The organism is Pseudomonas sp. 01L34 (assembly GCF_056400265.1).
Genome location: NZ_JBFTSX010000003.1, coordinates 563,853 through 582,239, shown reverse-complemented (window position 1 = coordinate 582,239; position 18,387 = coordinate 563,853). Strand labels below are relative to the sequence as shown.

The 18,387-nt window shown below is 62.1% G+C and carries 15 protein-coding genes and 1 pseudogene; 1 reads left to right on the top strand and 15 read right to left on the bottom strand.

Annotated features, from left to right (window positions below):
* Positions 1–53: 53 nt before the first annotated feature.
* The 9 genes and pseudogenes from mdcH to AC1DQM_RS11235 all read right to left on the bottom strand — a co-directional run bounded on the left by mdcH (position 54) and on the right by AC1DQM_RS11235 (position 7,339).
* Entirely contained in the window at positions 54–965 is a 912-nt protein-coding gene (gene mdcH, locus AC1DQM_RS11275) for a malonate decarboxylase subunit epsilon (protein WP_477746183.1), read from the bottom strand.
* On the bottom strand, positions 962–1,582 hold the full coding sequence (locus tag AC1DQM_RS11270; RefSeq protein ID WP_477746182.1) for a malonate decarboxylase holo-ACP synthase: 621 nt from the start codon (positions 1,580–1,582) through the stop codon (positions 962–964). Before AC1DQM_RS11270 ends, mdcH begins: the two co-directional genes overlap by 4 nt.
* Complete coding sequence (gene mdcE / locus AC1DQM_RS11265; protein ID WP_477746181.1) at positions 1,576–2,379, bottom strand: biotin-independent malonate decarboxylase subunit gamma; 804 nt, start codon at positions 2,377–2,379, stop codon at positions 1,576–1,578. The genes AC1DQM_RS11270 and mdcE overlap by 7 nt, the downstream gene beginning before the upstream one ends.
* Positions 2,376–3,227, bottom strand: coding sequence for a biotin-independent malonate decarboxylase subunit beta (locus AC1DQM_RS11260; protein WP_477746180.1), 852 nt, complete (start codon positions 3,225–3,227; stop codon positions 2,376–2,378). Before AC1DQM_RS11260 ends, mdcE begins: the two co-directional genes overlap by 4 nt.
* A complete protein-coding gene (locus tag AC1DQM_RS11255) occupies positions 3,220–3,519 on the bottom strand; it encodes a malonate decarboxylase subunit delta (RefSeq protein WP_007941972.1) in 300 nt (99 codons plus the stop codon). Before AC1DQM_RS11255 ends, AC1DQM_RS11260 begins: the two co-directional genes overlap by 8 nt.
* Positions 3,519–4,394 (bottom strand): triphosphoribosyl-dephospho-CoA synthase, encoded by an 876-nt coding sequence (locus AC1DQM_RS11250; protein ID WP_477746179.1) that lies wholly within the window; start codon positions 4,392–4,394, stop codon positions 3,519–3,521. The genes AC1DQM_RS11255 and AC1DQM_RS11250 overlap by 1 nt, the downstream gene beginning before the upstream one ends.
* Positions 4,394–6,064, bottom strand: a complete 1,671-nt coding sequence (mdcA, locus tag AC1DQM_RS11245; protein WP_019580630.1) for a malonate decarboxylase subunit alpha — start codon at positions 6,062–6,064, stop codon at positions 4,394–4,396. The genes AC1DQM_RS11250 and mdcA overlap by 1 nt, the downstream gene beginning before the upstream one ends.
* A gap of 252 nt (positions 6,065–6,316) precedes the next feature.
* A pseudogene (locus AC1DQM_RS11240) lies at positions 6,317–6,747 on the bottom strand (hypothetical protein); the annotation flags it as partial.
* A complete protein-coding gene (locus AC1DQM_RS11235; RefSeq protein ID WP_477746178.1) occupies positions 6,710–7,339 on the bottom strand; it encodes a nucleotidyltransferase domain-containing protein in 630 nt (209 codons plus the stop codon). The gene AC1DQM_RS11235 and the pseudogene AC1DQM_RS11240, both read right to left, overlap by 38 nt.
* A gap of 589 nt (positions 7,340–7,928) precedes the next feature.
* Here AC1DQM_RS11235 and AC1DQM_RS11230 point away from each other — a divergent pair.
* The gene (locus AC1DQM_RS11230; RefSeq protein ID WP_477746177.1) at positions 7,929–8,306 is read left to right on the top strand and encodes a DUF6124 family protein; all 378 of its coding nucleotides are present in this window, start codon (positions 7,929–7,931) and stop codon (positions 8,304–8,306) included.
* 154 nt (positions 8,307–8,460) lie between these two features.
* On the opposite strand, the gene AC1DQM_RS11225 is transcribed toward AC1DQM_RS11230, so the two are convergent.
* Genes AC1DQM_RS11225 through pilG form a run of 6 tightly spaced genes read right to left on the bottom strand, consistent with a single transcriptional unit; the run spans position 8,461 to position 18,339 of the window.
* On the bottom strand, positions 8,461–8,916 hold the full coding sequence (locus tag AC1DQM_RS11225) for a chemotaxis protein CheW (RefSeq protein ID WP_138866440.1): 456 nt from the start codon (positions 8,914–8,916) through the stop codon (positions 8,461–8,463).
* On the bottom strand, positions 8,909–14,812 hold the full coding sequence (locus AC1DQM_RS11220; protein WP_477746176.1) for an Hpt domain-containing protein: 5,904 nt from the start codon (positions 14,810–14,812) through the stop codon (positions 8,909–8,911). Before AC1DQM_RS11220 ends, AC1DQM_RS11225 begins: the two co-directional genes overlap by 8 nt.
* Positions 14,813–14,848: 36 nt before the next feature.
* Positions 14,849–16,906 (bottom strand): methyl-accepting chemotaxis protein, encoded by a 2,058-nt coding sequence (locus AC1DQM_RS11215; RefSeq protein ID WP_018928717.1) that lies wholly within the window; start codon positions 16,904–16,906, stop codon positions 14,849–14,851.
* 40 nt (positions 16,907–16,946) lie between these two features.
* Positions 16,947–17,501: a chemotaxis protein CheW gene (locus tag AC1DQM_RS11210; protein WP_018928716.1), complete on the bottom strand. Its 555-nt coding sequence runs from the start codon at positions 17,499–17,501 to the stop codon at positions 16,947–16,949.
* Between the two features lie 10 nt (positions 17,502–17,511).
* A complete protein-coding gene (gene pilH, locus AC1DQM_RS11205) occupies positions 17,512–17,877 on the bottom strand; it encodes a twitching motility response regulator PilH (protein ID WP_007897961.1) in 366 nt (121 codons plus the stop codon).
* A gap of 57 nt (positions 17,878–17,934) precedes the next feature.
* The gene (gene pilG / locus AC1DQM_RS11200; protein ID WP_007897954.1) at positions 17,935–18,339 is read right to left on the bottom strand and encodes a twitching motility response regulator PilG; all 405 of its coding nucleotides are present in this window, start codon (positions 18,337–18,339) and stop codon (positions 17,935–17,937) included.
* Positions 18,340–18,387 lie beyond the last annotated feature (48 nt).

Below are 18,387 nucleotides of genomic sequence, written 5' to 3'. Positions count from 1 at the left end.
AAAGTGCATCGTCGGAATTGTTGTTTTTGTAGTTCGCAACCTGAGTCGGTGATCTAGGGTTGGCGGCTTCCCTCCTCACGCAACAGCGCCTGCAAGGTATCGAGCCGTGCACCGTCGTAGGCAATCACGGTGCCCTGCTCGAACACCCGGCGCGCCAGCCCGGTCAACACCGCACCGGGCGGCAGTTCGATCTGTAAACGCACGCCGCGCTCGTAAGCGCTTTGCACCGTACCGCGCCAATCGACGACGCGGCACATGTTGAACGCCAGGTCGTCGCGCAAGGCATCCGTGTTGATGACGGGCCGGGCTCGACTGCCGCTCAGGTAACCCAGGGTCGGCGTTTTCAATTGCACCTTGGCGAAGGCTTCGGCCAGAGTTTTCGCCGGTGTTTCCAGCAGCGGGCAATGGGACGGCACGCTGACCGCCAGACGCTTGGCCAGACCGGCGCCACGGCTGCGCGCCAGGTCGGCAACTGCTTTCATCGCCGAATCACTGCCAGCAATCACCACCTGGTTATCGGCGTTAATGTTGGCCAGATAAACCGGCGTGTCGACGCTGTGAACCTGCGCCAGCAACCCTTCCACCGTCGCCAATTCCAGACCGATGATCGCGGTCATGCCGTAGCCTTGAGGATATGCCTGCTGCATCAGCTCACCGCGCAGGCTGACCAGATGCAGCGCATCACTGAAACTCAAGGCACCCGCAACCACCGCCGCCGGATAGGCACCGATGGACAATCCGGCCACGTAATCCGGCGCCATGGATAACTGGCGTGCAGCGGCGACGCCGGCAATCAGCAGGCACAGCTGAACCGCCCTCGTCGACTGCAACGCCTCGGCAGAATCAAGCAGCAAGACGTCTTCACCCAGCACCTCGCTCGCCTCAACCAGCGCTTCCCGAGGCCAACGATGGAGCATGCCCGGCTGCTGCGCGCCCTGGCCGGGGAACACCAGCAAGCTGCTCACGCTGCTTGCTCCTGCGGGTTCCAGGGATCGTTGACCAAACACGCTTGATGGGCGTTCTTGAGTAGAACCCGTTGCGACGGGCTAGCCCATTCGCGCAGGGCGACAGCGCCATTCGGCGCCTGCAATTGCATGTCCACCAAACACTCGGCACTGCCGAGAAGCATCATCAATGCCCGCGCTTGAGTACGGCTCAACGGCTGCGGTGTACGCAGGATCAAGTCGAGGTCGCTGCGCTCATGGAGCGCCGTAAAACCGCTGGCCAATTCGAACCCGGCGCTGCCGCTGACACCCCACACCCAACCGCAGGCGTCGAGCATCGGACGCAGTTGCGCCAGCGCTCGCAGGGTCGGCAGCTTGCGAGTGCTCTCGACATGACAGAGGTCTTCCGGCCGTACCTGATGCGAAATCGCAGCAATCGCCATCGACGTTGCATAACGCTGCTCGCGCAAGCGCCCACGCACCCCGACCGCGATCTGATCCGGCGCGGTGATCGCGCGCCGGACTACCACCGGCTGACCCGCGCTGATCGACTCGACCACCCACCCAGGCGCATCCGCCGGCAACTGCTCCGGGGTCATCCCCCAAAGCAGGTCGTGGGCCAGAAACGTGTTCACCACTGCGCTCTCAGCAACTGGCGAACCTTGCTCGACGCGGCGCGGTTACTCGCACCCAGGCGGCGGCTCAGATCGCGACCGTTGGCAGCGACATCGCCAATCGCCTGGCTCAGGCACTCCGTCACGCGCGCCAGATCCGCCGTCGTCGGCTGCTCGATCTGCTCCACCGACAAGGTTTCCCAGAGCAAGCCCAGGCTGGCATAGCTGTCGATGTCATAGGCCATCGGTGGCACGCTGGCGGCCAACGCCTCCAGTTCTTCGACACTGCGCAACGTCACCCGCGCCGCCGACGCTTTGCCCATCGCATGCACCATCACACCCGGATCGCGCAACGCGATCAACCGGTTGGCCTGATACCCATGGGCGAGAAACGCCCCGGACATCGCCTTGCCCACCAGCAAACCGATCACCGCATGGCCGGCCAGTCGGGCGCGGGCATAACTGTCCGCCGCACCGGCCAAGGCCTGATGAATGCCAAGGGCTTCTTCGCGCCGACCGTAAGCCTGGCTCGGCACATCGACGATGGCGATCAACGCCCGTTTGTGCGGTGTATCCCGATCGGCTTCGATCACCTCATCCACCGCTTTGGCCAGGCCCCAACCTTCCAGCAGACCCACCTCGCCATTGCGGGCGCGGACGAAGCGGTTGTCGGGGTCGGCCACCACCGCAATAAACCGCACGGGCTGATCGCCCAGTACACCGTCGGCGACGTTCAACGAAGCCGGCAAACCTTCGACCGATTTCGCGCCAGCGCTCAAGGCGTTGAACCAGTTCAGGCCCCTCAGGGAATACGAACTCATGAACGCTCTCCTTGATACAGATCGCGAACCGTCGCCGGCTCGATTTGCGGTTCGGCGTCCAGACGGGCCAGCCGTTGCAGGAACCATTCGGCCTGACAGCTACGTTGTTGGTCCGGCAAACCTTGCTTGAGCAATTCGCCGACCTGCTGCTGAATCTGCGCCACGTCGTCCTCGACATAGCGATCCACCAAGCCGCTGGCGAACCGTTGCTCGCCGCCGGTCAGGCTCCAGATAAACGGGCGATCACGGGAGTCGTATTCCTCGAGCCCGGCTTCCTGCTCGATCACCTGCGGGCCGTTGAGGCCAAGGCGTGCTTCCTGGGTGACCAGTAAATAGCTGCACAACCCGGCAGCAATCGACATCCCGCCAAAACAGCCGACGCTGCCGGCGACCACGCCGATTACCGGTTGGTACTGACGCAGATCGACGATCGCCGCATGAATATCGGCAATCGCCGCCAGCCCGAGATTGGCTTCCTGCAAACGCACACCACCGGTTTCCAGCAGTAATACGGCGCGAGTGGCAATGCCTTTGCGGTTGTCCTCGGCGGCCAGCTCCAGCGCACCGGCAATCTTCGCCCCGCCGACTTCACCCAGGCTGCCGCCCTGAAACGCGCCTTCGATGGCCGCGATCACCACCGGCAAACCGCCGATGCTGCCCTTGGCGATCACCACGCCGTCATCGGCTTGCGGCACCACGCCCTGGCGCGACAGCCATGGCGACATGACGCGCTGAAACGGGTCGAGCAATTCGCGGAAGGTGCCGGCATCGAGCAGCGCTTTTGCCCGTTGCCGGGCACCGAGTTCGACGAAGCTATGTTTGTTGAGAAGCGCTGCGCTGTCAGTCATGACCGATCTCCTCAAAGCCCTGTTCCAGACGCAAGCGCACTACGCCGGGGGTGGCGCCGAAATCGTGGATATCGATCGCCATCGCGGGCGGTGTCTGGCCATCGAACATCCGTGCGAACAGATGCTGCCAGCGTTGTTCACTGCCATTGACCGAGGTCTGCACCTGGATCGTCAGCTTGCCCGCCAACCCTGGTTCGATCAGCACTTCCAGATCGCCCGAGCCCACGCAGCCCACCAGCGCCCTGCCCCGTGGCGGCTGCCCGGCGGGGAATTCAAAGGATAAGGTTTCCATCAAAACGCTCCCTGGAAGATGCCGTCGCACGACTCAATGCGGTCGATGAACAGGCAGGCTGCGAGCAAGTCCGCAGCGCCACCGGGCGAGGCATTCAATGCGATTAATTGTTGGTCCAGCTCATGCAAACGACGGCGACCGGCGAGGCTGGCGCTGCCGCCGGCATCGAGCACGGCTTGAGCGCCGAGTTGCATGGTGTGCAGGCCTTGTTCGCCTGCGCGGTAAAGGACGCAGGTGTCGGCCAGTGTCGTCATGATCGCCAGCAGAGCATCGAGCCGGGCGTTCTGTTCGCCATGGCCTGCAGCACGGCTGCGTTTTAGTTGCGGCAAACCACGGTGCAGCACCGCCGGGAAACCAAGCTGCGCCTCTTCACGGGCACCGCGAACGCCGTAGCGTTGGGCGACCTGGGCACCGTGGCTTAAAGGACGTGGCGAGTAACGGTCGTCGAGCAAGGCCAGGCGTGCAGCGCGCAAAGCGATTGAGTTTGCGGCACTGGACTCAGGCTCCAGCGCGACGGCCGTGACCAGAAGCCCCAAGGCCCAGATCGCCCCACGATGGGTGTTCACACCGCCCGTGGTAGCGAGCATCACTTGCTCGCCTTCACGACCAATGCACCCGACAGCTTCACGCAGGGTCAGGCCGACTTCACCGAACTCGATGGCCGCGTCCGCCATTGCCTTGAACGCCGGCCACAGGGACAACGCCGAAGCGTGCATCAGCCCGAGGTGCAAATCGGTGTGCGCGCCATTGCCGCGACGGTCCACCAGCGCCGGTTTCGGCGACAGGTCGGCTTCGTCGATCAGCGCGTCCACCGCCAGATCCGCCAGCCGTTCAGCCAGGGTGAGGGTTTTCGGTTGCAGGTTGAATGCGTGCATTACCAGCTCCTGAACTTGGCGGGCGGGTTGTAGAGGCCACCGGACCACTCCACCAGATCGGCCACGCTTTTCGCTGCGAGCAACTCGCGAGTGGCGTCGGTGCGGCGGATGCCGAGGTCTTCGGGCAAGGCGATCAGGCCTTCGCGGCGCATGCGCGCGGTGTCTTTGGGGTTGTGGCGCAAGCCGATGGCGGTCACCCCGGCGACAGCAGCGATCATCGCCTGGCGCTCTTCGAGGGAACGGGCCTTGTACAAGTAGGCGATGCCTTCTTCGGTGAGCAGGTGGGTGACGTCGTCGCCATAGATCATGATCGGCGCCAGCGGCATGCCGCTTTTCTTCGCCACCTCCACCGCGTCGAGGGTTTCGACGAAGGTCGGTTTACCGCCCTCCTGGAAGGTCTCGACCATCTGCACCACGAGTTTCTTGCCGCGTTCGAGCATCGGCTCGGCCACGTCGGTGTGGCGCATGTCGAGCCAGGCGGGTGTGCCGTGACGGCGACCACGCGGGTCGTGGCCCATGTTCGGCGCGCCACCGAAACCGGCCAGGCGGCCGCGAGTCACGGTGGAGGAATGACCGTCGCCATCGACTTGCAGGGTCGCGCCGATGAACAGGTCCACCGCGTATTGCCCGGCGAGCTGACTGAACATCCGGTTGGAGCGGAGGGAGCCGTCGCGACCGGTGAAGAACACGTCAGGCCGGGCGGCGATGTAGTTTTCCATGCCCAGTTCAGTGCCGAAGCAATGCACGCTTTCGACCCAGCCGCTTTCGATGGCCGGGATCAGGGTCGGGTGCGGGTTGAGCGTCCAGTTGCGGCAGATCTTGCCCTTCAAACCGAGGGATTCGCCGTAGGTCGGCAGGATCAGTTCGATGGCGGCGGTGTTGAAGCCGATACCGTGGTTGAGCGACTGAACGTTGTGTTTTTCGTAGATCCCGCGGATCGCCATCATCGCCATCAACACATGCACAGGCTTGATGTGCCGTGGGTCGCGGGTGAACAGCGGCTCGATGTAGAACGGCTTGTCCGCCACCACCACGAAATCGACCCAGGACGCGGGGATATCCACGCGAGGCAAGTCGCTGACATCGTCCACCAATTGGTTGACCTGGACGATGACGATGCCGTCGCTGAAGGCCGCCGGTTCGATCAACGCGGGCGTGTCTTCGGTGCTCGGGCCGGTGTAGATGTTACCGGCGCGGTCGGCCATGAAACCGGCCGAGAGCACGACGTTGGGAATCAGGTCGACCACCAGCCGCGCATAGAGCTCGATGTAGGTGTGGATTGCGCCGATTTCCAGCAAACCGTCTTCAAGCAACTGGCTGATGCGCAGGCTTTGGGTGCCAGCGAACGAGAAATCGAGCTTGCGCGCAATGCCGCGCTCGAACAGGTCCAGGTGCTCGGAACGCCCGACACTGGGCATGATCATGTGCAAGTCATGCAGCTTGCCCGGATCGGCCTTGGCCAGGGAGCGGGAAAGGAAATCCGCCTGCTTCTGGTTATTGCCCTCCAGCACCACACGGTCGCCGGGCAAGATCAACGCCTCCAGCGCCGCCACGATCTTGTCGGTGGGCAACACCACACCATCGGCAAGCCCCTTCACCAATTCGAGACGCCGCTGCTTTTCGCTGCGTCGCCGCGTCCATCGCGAGTCGGGGGATATTGTTGTTGTCATGACCACTCCACGGGTTCGCTGTCGTGGGAGTCACCTTAGGAGTGTTGGGTGGGGGGCATCAATCAAGCAGAGAGACGGATCATTACGCTGACCGTAATGATCGAACACCGCCCCGATCGTTCCCACGCGCAGCAAAGGAATGCAGCCCGGGACGCTCCGCGTCCCATTCGAGAGCTGGAACGCGGAGCGTCCCTTGAGGCATTCCTTTGCTGCGCGTGGGAACGATCGGGTCCGCGATGAACTGAAGGACGCCATCTGTTCCTGCACTCGAATCAGAAGCTGTTCAGCACTTTCCAACAACTGCGCCAACAGCGCCGGATCTTCATCCATATAGCCTTCGTACTCCGCCAGGTTTCGTCGCTCATGACACAGGGCGAATAGCGAACCTGTACTTTGCCAATATCAGCGGTATGAACCAGGCACTGAAACACCAGATAGCGTTTGTCTGAACGGTAGCCGCACAAACGAAGAGCCGTCAGTGCAAGGGCATGGGCATGGGCATGGGCATGGGCAGCGTTGTATGCCAGGTCGAAACGACTCGCGAAGGAAAGTGAAGACGTTTGGGCGTCCTTCAATCGATCCACAGCCGAACGCATCAGCCCTTCGCATTCCTTGCGATCCGGCGGCTCAGCTTTCAGTCCACTACTACGTAACAGGTTTTCCAGGTTCTCGTTGCTGCCCATCCTTGGACTCCAAAGGGTTTCCCCCCATCAGATTGATCTTGTCCTGCTGCGCTACCCGCACGACAAAACTATTTTCAGCCGCCAGTTTTGCGGCCCAGTCGTCGGGGGTGTAGAGCGTCGGGTTGAGGACGCGGCCCAACTGCTCCTCCATTGGTATAAGCCGCTCCATCACTTCACTGTAGTGCAGGCCCTCGCCGATCAGCATGAGATCAATGTCACTGGATGCGTTTGCCTGATCCTTGGCGATAGAGCCGTACACAAATGCCCAGGTGATCTGTTCGGCAAAGGGTTGAAGCGCCTGACTCAGAGGCTCGGTAATACCAAAGGTTTTGCGGGCAATGCCCAGCAGTTCGGCATAGATCGGGCAGTCGGGATTGGCTTGATAGTGGGTCTGGTTGCCCTGACGGGTCATGGTCAGCACGCCTGCCCGCTGCAACCGATCCAGCTCGCGCATGAGGCTGCCTTTACCCACTTGAGCCCAGCGGGCGATCTCGTTGGCGTAAAAACTTCGGTCGGGTTTACCAAACAGCAGGCCGAGCACTTTTTGCTGGGTGGTGGTGAACAAGGCTTCGCTCAATGACAGGTTTTTCACGGCAACGACCGATAAGTCCCAAAAAAGGAACGATAGGTCCCTTTTTGGGAATCTTCAACCTAATGCAGAAACCTTTGTGGCGAGGGGGCTTGCCCCCGTTCGGCTGCGAAGCAGTCGTAAAACCATTGTTCTCGGTGTACCTGATACACCTCGATTGCAGGTATTGGGGCTGCTTCGCAACCCAGCGGGAGCAAGCTCCCTCGCCACAGAAAGGTCCGACCACTTGGGGTTTTGTGTTTAAAGGTATGTCAGCAGGAACGGTGTGAGGCTACACAGTCGTGCGTCGCTGCCTACAGCAATGCCGGAAGCCACTGACTGGTGCGCTTTTGAGCTGATCTTTATCGTTTGTGTGTCGCTGCCAATTCAGCGACCGGGACTGGAAACCCCGATGAGTTACTGGCGCCAAAGCGCCCTTCATAACGTATGCTTGCGCACCTTTCAAAGTGTGCACTCCGTTATGGCGGCTGTGCGCGGGAGACCTTCGGGTCGACCGGGTTGCCGTACCCCGGGTTTCCAGCCTGCGTACAGCTGTCACCCCTTCGTCTTGGAAACCGAATGGGCCAGCTCCAACCCTATACGGTGATTCACTATGTTCAAAGCTACTCCCAATCCCCCGGAAACCGGCGTCGATTCCCAAGCCTCCCTCGAAGCCGAGAAACTCAAGGAAGCCGCCGACCGCGCCTTCTCCCATTACTTCCCGTCACCCCACGACATACCGGCCAAACGCCGTAAGTCCCGGCTCTTCAGCGTCTCCCCCGACATCGACACCGAAGCCCTTCTGGCCAACGCATCCGAAGACCTGCTGTCTATCAGCGCCATTGCTGCTGACCTCGCGGACGATGTGGAAGGCTCACGCCGCTCTGTAGCCTTGGCGCTCAGCCGTTTGGCCGATGGCGTGCAGTTGTTGGTGGAGCGGGTGCTGGATCATCATGAGTCGTTGCAGATGAAGGCTCGGGCCGGGGTTTAACGCACCACCCCCTGTGGCGAGGGGGCTTGCCCCCATTGGGTTGCGAAGCAGCCCCAAAACCTGCAACCGAGCTGTATCAGGTAAACCGAGAACAATGGTTTTACGACTGCTGCGCAGCCGAACGGGGGCAAGCCCCCTCGCCACAGGGATCCGGTCAGACCAGACCCGCATTCACAAGCAGGTCTTCCAGCGCGAGCAAGTCAGGCACCTTGGCCACTTGCTCCCCCACCTGCACCGCCGCCTTCTCCAGCGAACACAACGGCACATCCACATAGCTCAACTGGCTGTCGAGTTTGTAAGAGCGCGGAATCCCCTGCACCAGCAGCGCAATGAACTTCAACTCAGGCCGCCCGCCGAGGGCGTTGAGGATGACGATCCGCGCCCGTTCCCCGATCACCACTTTGCTGCCACATGCCGACTCAAAACTGAGTAACGGAATCTGCCGTTCCCGCCACGTCACCCGCCCCAAGTACCACGCAGGGGTGTCGAGGTCGAAGGCGCCGGGTTGGTAATCGATGAGTTCGGCGATGGCGACGTTGGGCAGGATCAGGTTGCGGTCGGCCAGGGGCAGCAGCAAACCGGTGAGGTTGCTGGAGCGGTGCTCATGCATGGGTTTTGCTCCAGCGGGCGATGCTATCGAGCAGCACCGATTCCTGATACGGCTTGCCGAGGTAGTCGTTGACGCCGATGGCCATGGCGCGGTCGCGGTGTTTTTGACCCGTGCGGGAGGTGATCATGATGATCGGCAGATGCTGCAAGCGTTCGTCGGCGCGCACTTGGGTCGCCACTTCGAAGCCGTCCATGCGTGGCATTTCGATGTCCAGCAGCATCAGGTCGGGCATGTGTTCTTCCAGCAGTAGCATGGCGTCGACACCGTCCTTGGCGGTCAGTACGTTCATGCCGTGGCGCTCCAGCAGACGGCTGGTGACCTTGCGCACAGTGACCGAATCATCGACCACCAGCACCAGCAACGGCCGTTGCGCCTCGGGCTCGACGTCCTGTGTCACCGGTCGTTGCGGCACCTGCGCTTGCATCGCGCGGATCGGCGCCAGCAAGTCGAGAATCAGCACCACCCGACCATCGCCGAGAATCGTCGCACCGGACAAACCCTGCACTGCGGCAAATTGCGGGCCGAGGCTTTTGACCACGATTTCCCGGGTGCCGGCCATGGCGTCCACCTGCACCGCAACGTGCCGTTCGTTGCACTGCACCAGCAACACCGGCAACGGCAGGCTCTGGCCCAGCAGTTTCGGGCGGGTACTGGTTTTCAGCAGATCGCCGAGGTAGCACAGCTCATAGCGTTGCCCGGCGTATTCGTAGCTCGGTGGATCGAGCCGGTAGTGCCCTTCGAGTTCGTTGGGCAGCACGCGAACGATGCCGTCGATGGTGTTCAAAGGGATCGCGTATTGATCCTCCCCGCATTGCACCATCAGCGCGCGGTTGACCGACACGGTGAACGGCAGGCGAATCCGGAAATGCACGCCCTGCCCCGACGTCGAGTCGATGCTCATGGTCCCGCCGAGCTGCCGGACTTCTTCGTGAACCACGTCCATGCCGACGCCACGCCCGGAGATCTGGGTGATTTTCTCGGCGGTGGAGAACCCCGGTTGCAGGATGAATTGCAGCACGTCGCGGTCGCTGATGTCGCTGTCCGGGGCGAGCAGCCCGCGCTTGATCGCCTTGCGCCGCACGGCGTCCAGCGGCACGCCGGCGCCGTCGTCGCAGATGTCGAAAATGATGTCGCCACCCTCTCGCGACAAGTCGAGGGTGATCTTGCCCTGGGCCGGTTTACCGGCCGCGATCCGCACCTCGGCCGATTCCAGCCCATGGTCGACGGCGTTGCGCAGCATGTGCTCCAGCGGCGCGGCCATGCGCTCGAGGACGTTGCGGTCCATCTCGCCTTCGGCGTTGCCAACGATGAACTCCACATCCTTGCCCAGTTCGCTGGAAACCTGACGCACGATGCGTTTCAAACGCGGCAGCATTCGTTCGAACGGCACCATGCGCGTGCGCATCAGGCCTTCCTGCAATTCGGTGTTGATGCGGCCCTGCTGTTGCAGCAGGTTTTCCGCATCCTGATTGCGCCGATCGAGGGTTTCCTTGAGGTCGAGCAGGTCGGAGGCGGACTCGAACAATGCCCGCGACAGCTGTTGCAACTGCGAGTGACGGTCCATCTCCAGCGGGTCGAACTCTTCATAACCCAGGCGCTCGGCCTCGACTTGCTGACGGCTGAGAATCCGTCCCTGGGTTTCGGTATCGAGGCGGCGCAACTGGTCGCGCATGCGCTCGATGGTGGTTTCCATTTCGCTCAGGGCCACCCGCGCATCGTTGACCTGTTGTTCGATACGGCCACGGAAGATCGAAGTCTCCCCGGCCAGGTTGACCAGGTCGTCGAGCAACTCCGCCGAGACTTTGACCGTGTCGGCGCCTTCGGGTTGCAACGCGGCTGGCTCGGCTTTGGGCGCTGCGGGCATCGCCACCGGTGTCGGTGTTTCGGGCACCGCCGGGTGGCTGAAATTCTTGATCGCCTCGATCAGCTGATCGGCCGGTGGAAGTGGCTGACCGGCGCGGGTGGCGTCGAGCATCTGCGCCAGTCGGTCATGGCTGCTTTGCAACAGCGTGAACAGCGCCGCGGTCGGTTGCAGCGCGCCAGCGGACAAGCCTTCGTAGAGGAATTCCAGCTCATGGGCCAGGTCGCCGATCGGCGCGATTTCCACCATTCGCGCGCCACCCTTGAGGGTATGCAGGTCGCGCAGCAGGGTTTCCACTTCCTGACGATTCGAAGGCTCGGCCTGCCAGCGCAACAGCGCCGCGCCGGAGTTTTCGATGATGTCGAAACCTTCTTCGAGGAAGATTTCCAGAAGTTCGGGATCATGCCCCGGCGAGTCGTTGCTGGCCGCCGGTTCGATCACCTCGGCACTGCCGGCATTACCCAGACGAAACTCACGAATGGCCTCGATTAATTCGCCCGGATCGCCCAACGGACGGTTGTGCTGCAACTGTTCGAGGAACACGGCCAGTCGGTCATGGCTCTGTTGCAGCAACTGCGCCAGCGCTTCGCTGTGGCAGTAACGGCGGTCCACCAGGCCTTCATAAAGGCTTTCCAGCTCATGGGCCAGATCGCCGACCGGCTCGACCTCGGCCATCCGCGCACCGCCCTTGAGGGTGTGCAAATCGCGCTGTAAAGACAGTAGCGGCGCGGCGTTTTCCGGGTCGCTCAACCAGCGTTGCAAGGCCTGGCCGGCGCTTTCAAGGATATCCACCGCTTCCTCAAGAAAGATCGAAACGATTTCGTCGTCCAGATCCACCTCAGTCGCGGCCTGCTCCAGCTCGGCCGTGGCGCCGCCCAGTTCTCGAATACTCAGGGTGCGGCTGCCATCACTGCGAATCAGGCCCATGGCGGATGGGTCGAGACTCTCATCCAGCAAGTCGCGCAAGGCCCGCACCCGCTGCGGTTGCGCAGTGACTTCCTGGCCGGCAGCCAGTTCATCGAGCATGTTGATCAGCGCTTCGTGGGCACTTTGTGCTTCGTGGAAAAACCTGTCGCTGACCGCCAGGCTGCTTTCTTCCACAGCGCCATAGAGATCGAGCAAGGCTTCACAGAGTTCATCCACCGGATGCAGGTCGGCCAGGTGCGCGCCTTCGCCGAGTGTCGTCAATTCGTCCAGCAGTGCGCTGAGTTCCTGGCGCTCGCCGGGATGCTGCTGCCAGCGCTGCAACAGGCTTTCGGCGTCCAGCAGGATGTCCATGCCCTGGGCGAGGAAGTTGTTGATCAGTTGCGGGTCGCGTTTGATCCGCAGCCCCGTGCCGGGCGCGCTCGACAGACTGTGCAGATGTTCGGCCAGCAATGTCCGGGTGCGTTCAATCAACGAACGGGCGCCGGGGATTTCGGCCAGCGGGTCGCTCTTGAGCTGTCGCAGCCCCAGGCGGAACAAGCCTTCGGCTTCCAGCAGCAACTCGACTTCGTCCAGGTCGAGGGCAATCCGGTGCGCCTTGTACTCCCGGGCCAGTTGATCCAGCGACGCCGCCAGCTCGGCAATCGGCAGCACGCCGGCCATCGACGCGCTGCCCTTGAGGGTGTGCAAGGCTCGCTGCAACTCGTCGCTGGCCTGCAGCGGTACGTGCTCGGCGGCCTGATCGAGGAAGCGATTGAGGCTGTGCAAATGGGTTTCGGCTTCGTTGCGGAAGATCTCCAGCAACAGCGGATCGAGCGCCGCGACATCCTGCGCGTCCTCATCGGACAGCGGTTCATAACCCTTGGCGAGGGCATGGGCGCGGGCGGCCAATTGATCGACATCGTTGCGCTGGCGCTGGGCGTTGGCGGCGAACTCGGCCACCAGTTCCGGCAGCAACTTCAGCGCGTCGCCCACCAGTTGCTGCACTGCAGGCAAAGGTGCAACGCTGTGTTCAAGCACGCGGTTGAGCAGGTTTTCCACCGCCCAGGCCAGCTCGCCCAGCACCAACGCGCGGACCATCCGGCCACTGCCCTTGAGGGTGTGGAAGGCGCGGCGTAATTCACTCAAAACCGATGTGCTGTCGGGATTGGCCGACCAGCGCGGCAGGTACTCCTGGAGGATTTCCAGAACCTCGTCGGTTTCTTCGAGGAAGACTTCCCGCAGTTCATCGTCCACCGGTTGTTCATCGGCGGGCGGCGGCAACAGACTACCGGGCATCGTCAGTGCCGGCGGGTTGACGGACGACACCGGGCTGGCCAGTACATCGGCCAACGACTGGACGGTTTCGGGGTCGTCCAGCTCCTGCATGTCCTGCATAACCAGGGCTTCACTGGGGCTGAGCACATCCTCAAGCTTCGGCACGTGCTGTTCGCTGGGGAAACAGCCGAGTGCGGCCAGGCCTTTTTCCGCAACGTCGAGCAGTTGTTCACCGGGCGCTTCGGGGTCGTCGCTGAGGCGCTCCAGGTAATACTCGATGCTGGTGATGACGTCAGCCAGGCTGTCCAGTTGCTGCCAGCCGGGCTGCCCCGGATCCACCAATAGATGCTCGCGGATGAAACCGTTACAGGCCTCGACCAGGCTCGCCGCGCGGGCCAACGGAATCATCGCCAGCGCACCGCGCACTTGGGTCAGCAATGCCGGCAACGGCTGCAAATGCTGACGGTCCCAGTCGGCATCGATGTAGTCGACGATCATGTCCTTGGCCTGCTGCAGGCAGATGCGCGCTTCCTTGATCACGATCTGGTGGATCTGCGTCAGGTCGGTGGTCGGCAGACGGCTGTCTTCCTGGCTTTCCGGCTCCACGGTGCCGACCATTCCGGCCAGGGTCGCTTCGACGTAGAGCAAGGCCCCGGCGACGTCCATGAGGGTCGCGTCGTTAGGTTCGCGCTGGCCCTGGGCGAGGCTCAGCACCACCGCCAGTTGATCGATGATGACCTTGCGCGGCTGGCCGAAACCGAGCACCGCCAGGGTGTCGGCGATTTGCCGCAGCGGCGCCAGCAGGCTTTCGAGGTCCGAGGTGCGCTGGCGGTCGCTGCGCACGAACAGGTCCAGGCGCTCCTTGACCCGCACCAGCTCTTCGCACAACGCCGCCAATACCGAACGCATGGCATCGCGATCAGGGCCGGCCAGCCTCGCCCGTTCTTCATCGACCATCGCACTGTCGGGTAGCGCGTCGTCCAGTGAGTAGCGATCTTTCATGGTCAGCATCTGCCCGGTGGGGTGTTCGGCCTTGGCAATATAGAACAACAAACTCTTGAGCAGCTCTGGCGGTGCCGGTTGATTGATCGCGGGCATGCCTTGCTCGAGCAGACGCTTGAGCTCTTTGTCGGCCTCCTTGAACAGGCTGCGCAACGCGGGGCTGTTGGCGATCGAGCCATTGCGCATGCCTTCGACCAGCGCCGAAGCGACGTGCCATAACGGGCTCAGCGGCGCATTGCCGCACAGCCCTTCAAGGCGTGCAAAAACCCTGGCCAGGTAAGCCAAGTGGGTTTCGTCATCCTGCTCGCGCAGCAAGCCGACCAGCGCCATCTGCAACATTTGCCGCAACTTGCGCAGCACATTCGGCAAGTCGGACGGCTCCAGCAGCGCCAGGGCCTCTTCGCTCAGGGGCGGCAGTTCCGGGAGTTGCGGGCTGAACAGGCTGGTTTCCGACAACAGGCTTTCGCCACGGGCACTGCGCAGATCGTTGATCAGCGGCAACACCACCAGCGGCAAGTCACGCCGGGCGCCCTGCACCCGGTCGAGGTAAGTCGGCAATTGTCCCAGGGCATGCAGCAGCAAACGAATGGCCTCGTCGCGATGGCTGATGCGGTTCTGCTGCAAGGCGCTGGTCAGTTGCTCGATCTCTTCGGCGAGCAGCGCCGCGCCGTAGAACTCGACCATCTGCAAACTGCCGTGCACCTGATGGACACAGGCCAGGCACTCACTCAGCGCGTGCGTCGCCTGCGGGTCGTCGATCAGGGTTTCGATCGCCCGATGAGCCTGCTTCAGCGTTTCGGCAATCTCGCCCTTGACCCATTCGAGGGCCACATAGTCGTGCCGATCACCCATAACTACTCCAATCAAATGCATACGCCCTGAGGCGGTTCAAGCGTTGTCCGCAGCTTGTGCAGGCTTGGCCGGCAAGGTGAAACCGGACACCGAACGCCGCAGCTGGCTGGCCATTTTCGCCAGGTTGCCAATGCTCTCGGCAGTGGCGGTGGAGCCGGACGAGGTCTGCGTGGTGATCTGCTGGATCACGTTCATCGTCAGGGAAATCTGGCCGGCCGAAGACGTCTGTTGCTGCGCGGCGTTGGAAATACTCTGGATCAATGCCGCGAGGGTCTTCGATACGCCTTCGATTTCTTCCAGGGCCACTCCGGCATCCTGCGCCAGACGCGCGCCGCGCACCACTTCGGTGGTGGTCTGCTCCATGGAAATCACCGCTTCGTTGGTGTCGGTCTGAATTGCCCGCACCAGCGTTTCGATCTGCCGGGTCGCCGCGGACGAGCGCTCGGCCAGCCGCTGTACTTCGTCGGCCACCACCGCAAAACCGCGCCCGGCGTCACCGGCCATGGACGCCTGAATGGCCGCGTTGAGGGCGAGGATGTTGGTCTGATCGGCAATGTCATCGATCAGGCTGACAATGTCGCCGATTTCCTGAGAAGACTCACCGAGGCGCTTGATGCGCTTGGCGGTGTCCTGGATCTGCTCGCGAATATTGTCCATGCCGTGGATGGTGTTGTGCACCACTTCGTTGCCCTTGTTGGCAATTTCCACCGAGCGCTCGGCCACCGCTGAGGATTCGGCGGCATTGGCCGAGACCTGATCGATGGACTCGGCCATGTCGTTGATCGCCATGGAGGCTTCGGAAATCTGCTGCGCCTGATGCTCCGAGGCCTGGGCCAGGTGCATCGCGGTGGCCTGGGTTTCCTGCACGGCGGCGGCGACCTGGCCGGCGGTGAGGTTGATGGTCGCCACCAGATCGCGCAACTGGTCGACGGAATAGTTGATCGAGTCGGCGATGGTCCCGGTGAAGTCTTCGGTCACCGAGGCGGTCACGGTCAGGTCACCGTCGGCCAGGTCTTCAATTTCGTCCAGCAGGCGCATGATCGCGCTCTGATTGCGCTCGTTCTTCTCAGCGGTTTCACGCAACTGACGGTTGGTTTCGCGCACCATCACCAGGCCAATGAGAATGATCGACATCAACGCGAGCAAACCCAGCACGTAGCCGCCGATGGTATCGGTGTTGCGCCCGCCGGCGAGGTTTTCGAAACGGCTGGCCAAGTGCGAAGCTTCATCGAGCAGGGTTTGCGACAGGGTAAAAATGTTGCTGGCCGATTCGCGGACCTTGAACAGCTCCGGCGAGGTTTCGAGGATTTCGTCCACCGAACCCGAGACGAATTCGAACAGTTCGGAAATCTCGGTCAACCGGGCACGGGCATCGCGGTCTTCGACCTGGCTGATTTTCAGCGCCGCATTGCCCTGAAGCATGCCGTTGAGCACCTGGCCAAAACGCGCCGCATCGCGACCGAAGGCGTCGGCGGCCTGCTGCGAGTTTTCGTCGCCGGACAGCACGGTGTTCACTGCACCGAGAATCCGCTCGGCCAGCAGCGACTGACGCTGGGCCATCGCCACCTGAGCGGCCGGGGCGCCACGTTGCAGGAGGGTTTCGACGACCTTTTCGTACTCGACCTGCAATTGCGGCACGGTTTCGGCCAGCGTCGCGGCGACTTGATGCAATGACAACACGGTCTGTTCGCTGGAGAGAATGGCGTCGGTGTTTTTCAGCAGCCGCTCCCAATCCAGCTGTACCGCGCGCATTTCCGGGCGCACGGTGGACGGTGCCGGCGGCAGGCCGGTGGAGGGATCGCCTTTCTTCAGATAGCCCCAACGCAGGGCGAAGTCGTTGCGCGCATCGCTGAGCAACTTGAACGCCGCGGCCTTGCCAGCGGCGGCTTCGGTGGCGTTCTTGGCGATGCGTTGCGACAGCACCCGCAGCTCACCGGCGTGGCCGATGTACTGCTTGTCGTAATTCGCCTGGGTGTTGAGGTACGCGAAGTTGGCGAACAGCAGCATGATGAAGATGATCAGCGCGATGAACAGCACGATGATCTGCGACCGGCTGCGCGACCCTTCCGGCGTACCTGCGTTTGCTTTAATCATCGGTCCTCGCCTGTCCTGCCCAATTCAACCTACTCCCCGGCTACAGCGCTACATTCATGAAACCTTGCGACTGCGCCAACGCAAACGGGCTGAACACCTGCCAATTCTGCTCACGCTGAAAGCGGCCTTTGACGAACGGCGCGATCGGCCCCTGCAGCTCGTCCATGGGCACCGGCTCCAGGCTGTCCTGGGCAAAGTGCTGCAAACCGAAGACCTCATCGACCAGCAACCCGGCGAACACGTCGTTGTGCTCCACCACCAGTATCCGCCGCTGCTTGCGCAGGGCCGACAGTTCATGGCCGGCCTCATAACCGTAAAAGAAGCCGTACACATCCATGATCGGCAGCAGCCGCCCACGCAGGTTCGCTACGCCCTTGACCCAGGGCTTGACCCCCGGCATTTGGGTAACGCGCGGTTCGTGCAGAACTTCGCTGACTTCGCCCATGGGCGCGACGTACCCGTGCTCGCCCAAGCGAAAACCGATGCCGCTCCAGCTGTCCTGTCGAGTCGGCTGGGACGGCAGGTCCGCCGCCAGCAGACGACAACGCTGATCAATCTGCAGCAGCAGTTCGAAGGCCGTCAGCGACTCGGTCATGGCCGGACGATCAACCGGCCAGCACGTTGTTCAGCGTCTTGATCAGGGTGTCTTCATCGACCGGTTTGGTCAGGTAGTCCTTGGCGCCCTGGCGCGTGCCCCAGACTTTGTCGGTTTCCTGATCCTTGGTGGTGATGATGATCACCGGGATGTGCCCGGTTTCCGGGTCTTTGGTCAGCTGACGGGTCGCCTGGAAACCATTGAGGCCGGGCATGACGATGTCCATCAGTACCGCGTCGGGTTTTTCCTGACGGGCCAGGGCCACGCCGTCGGCGCCGTTTTCGGCTTTCAACACTTCATGACCGTGCTTTTCGAGCATGCCGGTCAGTTTGTACATTTCGGTCGGCGAATCATCGACGATCAGAATACGTGCCATGGTCTTCCCCATTCTTGTCGACACCAGGCCCCATGGCCGAGCGTCACTGTGCGTGTCCTACTGCGGCGAAACGACAGCAAAGCCCGGTACGTGGGCCTGAATCGCGTTCAGCAGTTCTTCCTTGCTGAAAGGCTTGGTCAAAAACTGGTCGGAGCCGACGATCCGCCCCTTGGCCTTGTCGAACAACCCGTCCCTGGACGACAGCATAATCACTGGCGTGGACTTGAACGCACTGTTGTTCTTGATCAACGCGCAGGTCTGATAGCCATCCAGACGCGGCATCATGATGTCGACAAAGATGATGCCTGGGTGATTGTCGGCAATCTTGGCCAGGGCATCGAAACCATCGATTGCGGTGATGACTTCACAGCCCACGTTTTTCAACAGCGTTTCGGCGGTGCGACGAATCGTTTTCGAATCATCGATCACCATGACCTTCAAGGCGCTGGAATGCTGTTCCATAGGGGCTCTACCGTCGCCTTTGTGAATCAATTTGTCCGTTTGCGGCCC

Bases quoted from the DNA above. Each gene is read 5' to 3' on its own strand.
- AC1DQM_RS11230 (WP_477746177.1), top strand. From the start codon at position 7,929: ATGTTCAAAGCTACTCCCAATCCCCCGGAAACCGGCGTCGATTCCCAA.
- AC1DQM_RS11225 (WP_138866440.1), bottom strand. From the start codon at position 8,916: ATGCATGAGCACCGCTCCAGCAACCTCACCGGTTTGCTGCTGCCCCTG.
- AC1DQM_RS11210 (WP_018928716.1), bottom strand. From the start codon at position 17,501: ATGACCGAGTCGCTGACGGCCTTCGAACTGCTGCTGCAGATTGATCAG.
- AC1DQM_RS11250 (WP_477746179.1), bottom strand. From the start codon at position 4,394: ATGCACGCATTCAACCTGCAACCGAAAACCCTCACCCTGGCTGAACGG.
- AC1DQM_RS11255 (WP_007941972.1), bottom strand. From the start codon at position 3,519: ATGGAAACCTTATCCTTTGAATTCCCCGCCGGGCAGCCGCCACGGGGC.
- AC1DQM_RS11220 (WP_477746176.1), bottom strand. From the start codon at position 14,812: ATGGGTGATCGGCACGACTATGTGGCCCTCGAATGGGTCAAGGGCGAG.
- pilG (WP_007897954.1), bottom strand. From the start codon at position 18,339: ATGGAACAGCATTCCAGCGCCTTGAAGGTCATGGTGATCGATGATTCG.
- mdcE (WP_477746181.1), bottom strand. From the start codon at position 2,379: ATGAGTTCGTATTCCCTGAGGGGCCTGAACTGGTTCAACGCCTTGAGC.
- pilH (WP_007897961.1), bottom strand. From the start codon at position 17,877: ATGGCACGTATTCTGATCGTCGATGATTCGCCGACCGAAATGTACAAA.
- AC1DQM_RS11215 (WP_018928717.1), bottom strand. From the start codon at position 16,906: ATGATTAAAGCAAACGCAGGTACGCCGGAAGGGTCGCGCAGCCGGTCG.
- AC1DQM_RS11260 (WP_477746180.1), bottom strand. From the start codon at position 3,227: ATGACTGACAGCGCAGCGCTTCTCAACAAACATAGCTTCGTCGAACTC.
- mdcA (WP_019580630.1), bottom strand. From the start codon at position 6,064: ATGACAACAACAATATCCCCCGACTCGCGATGGACGCGGCGACGCAGC.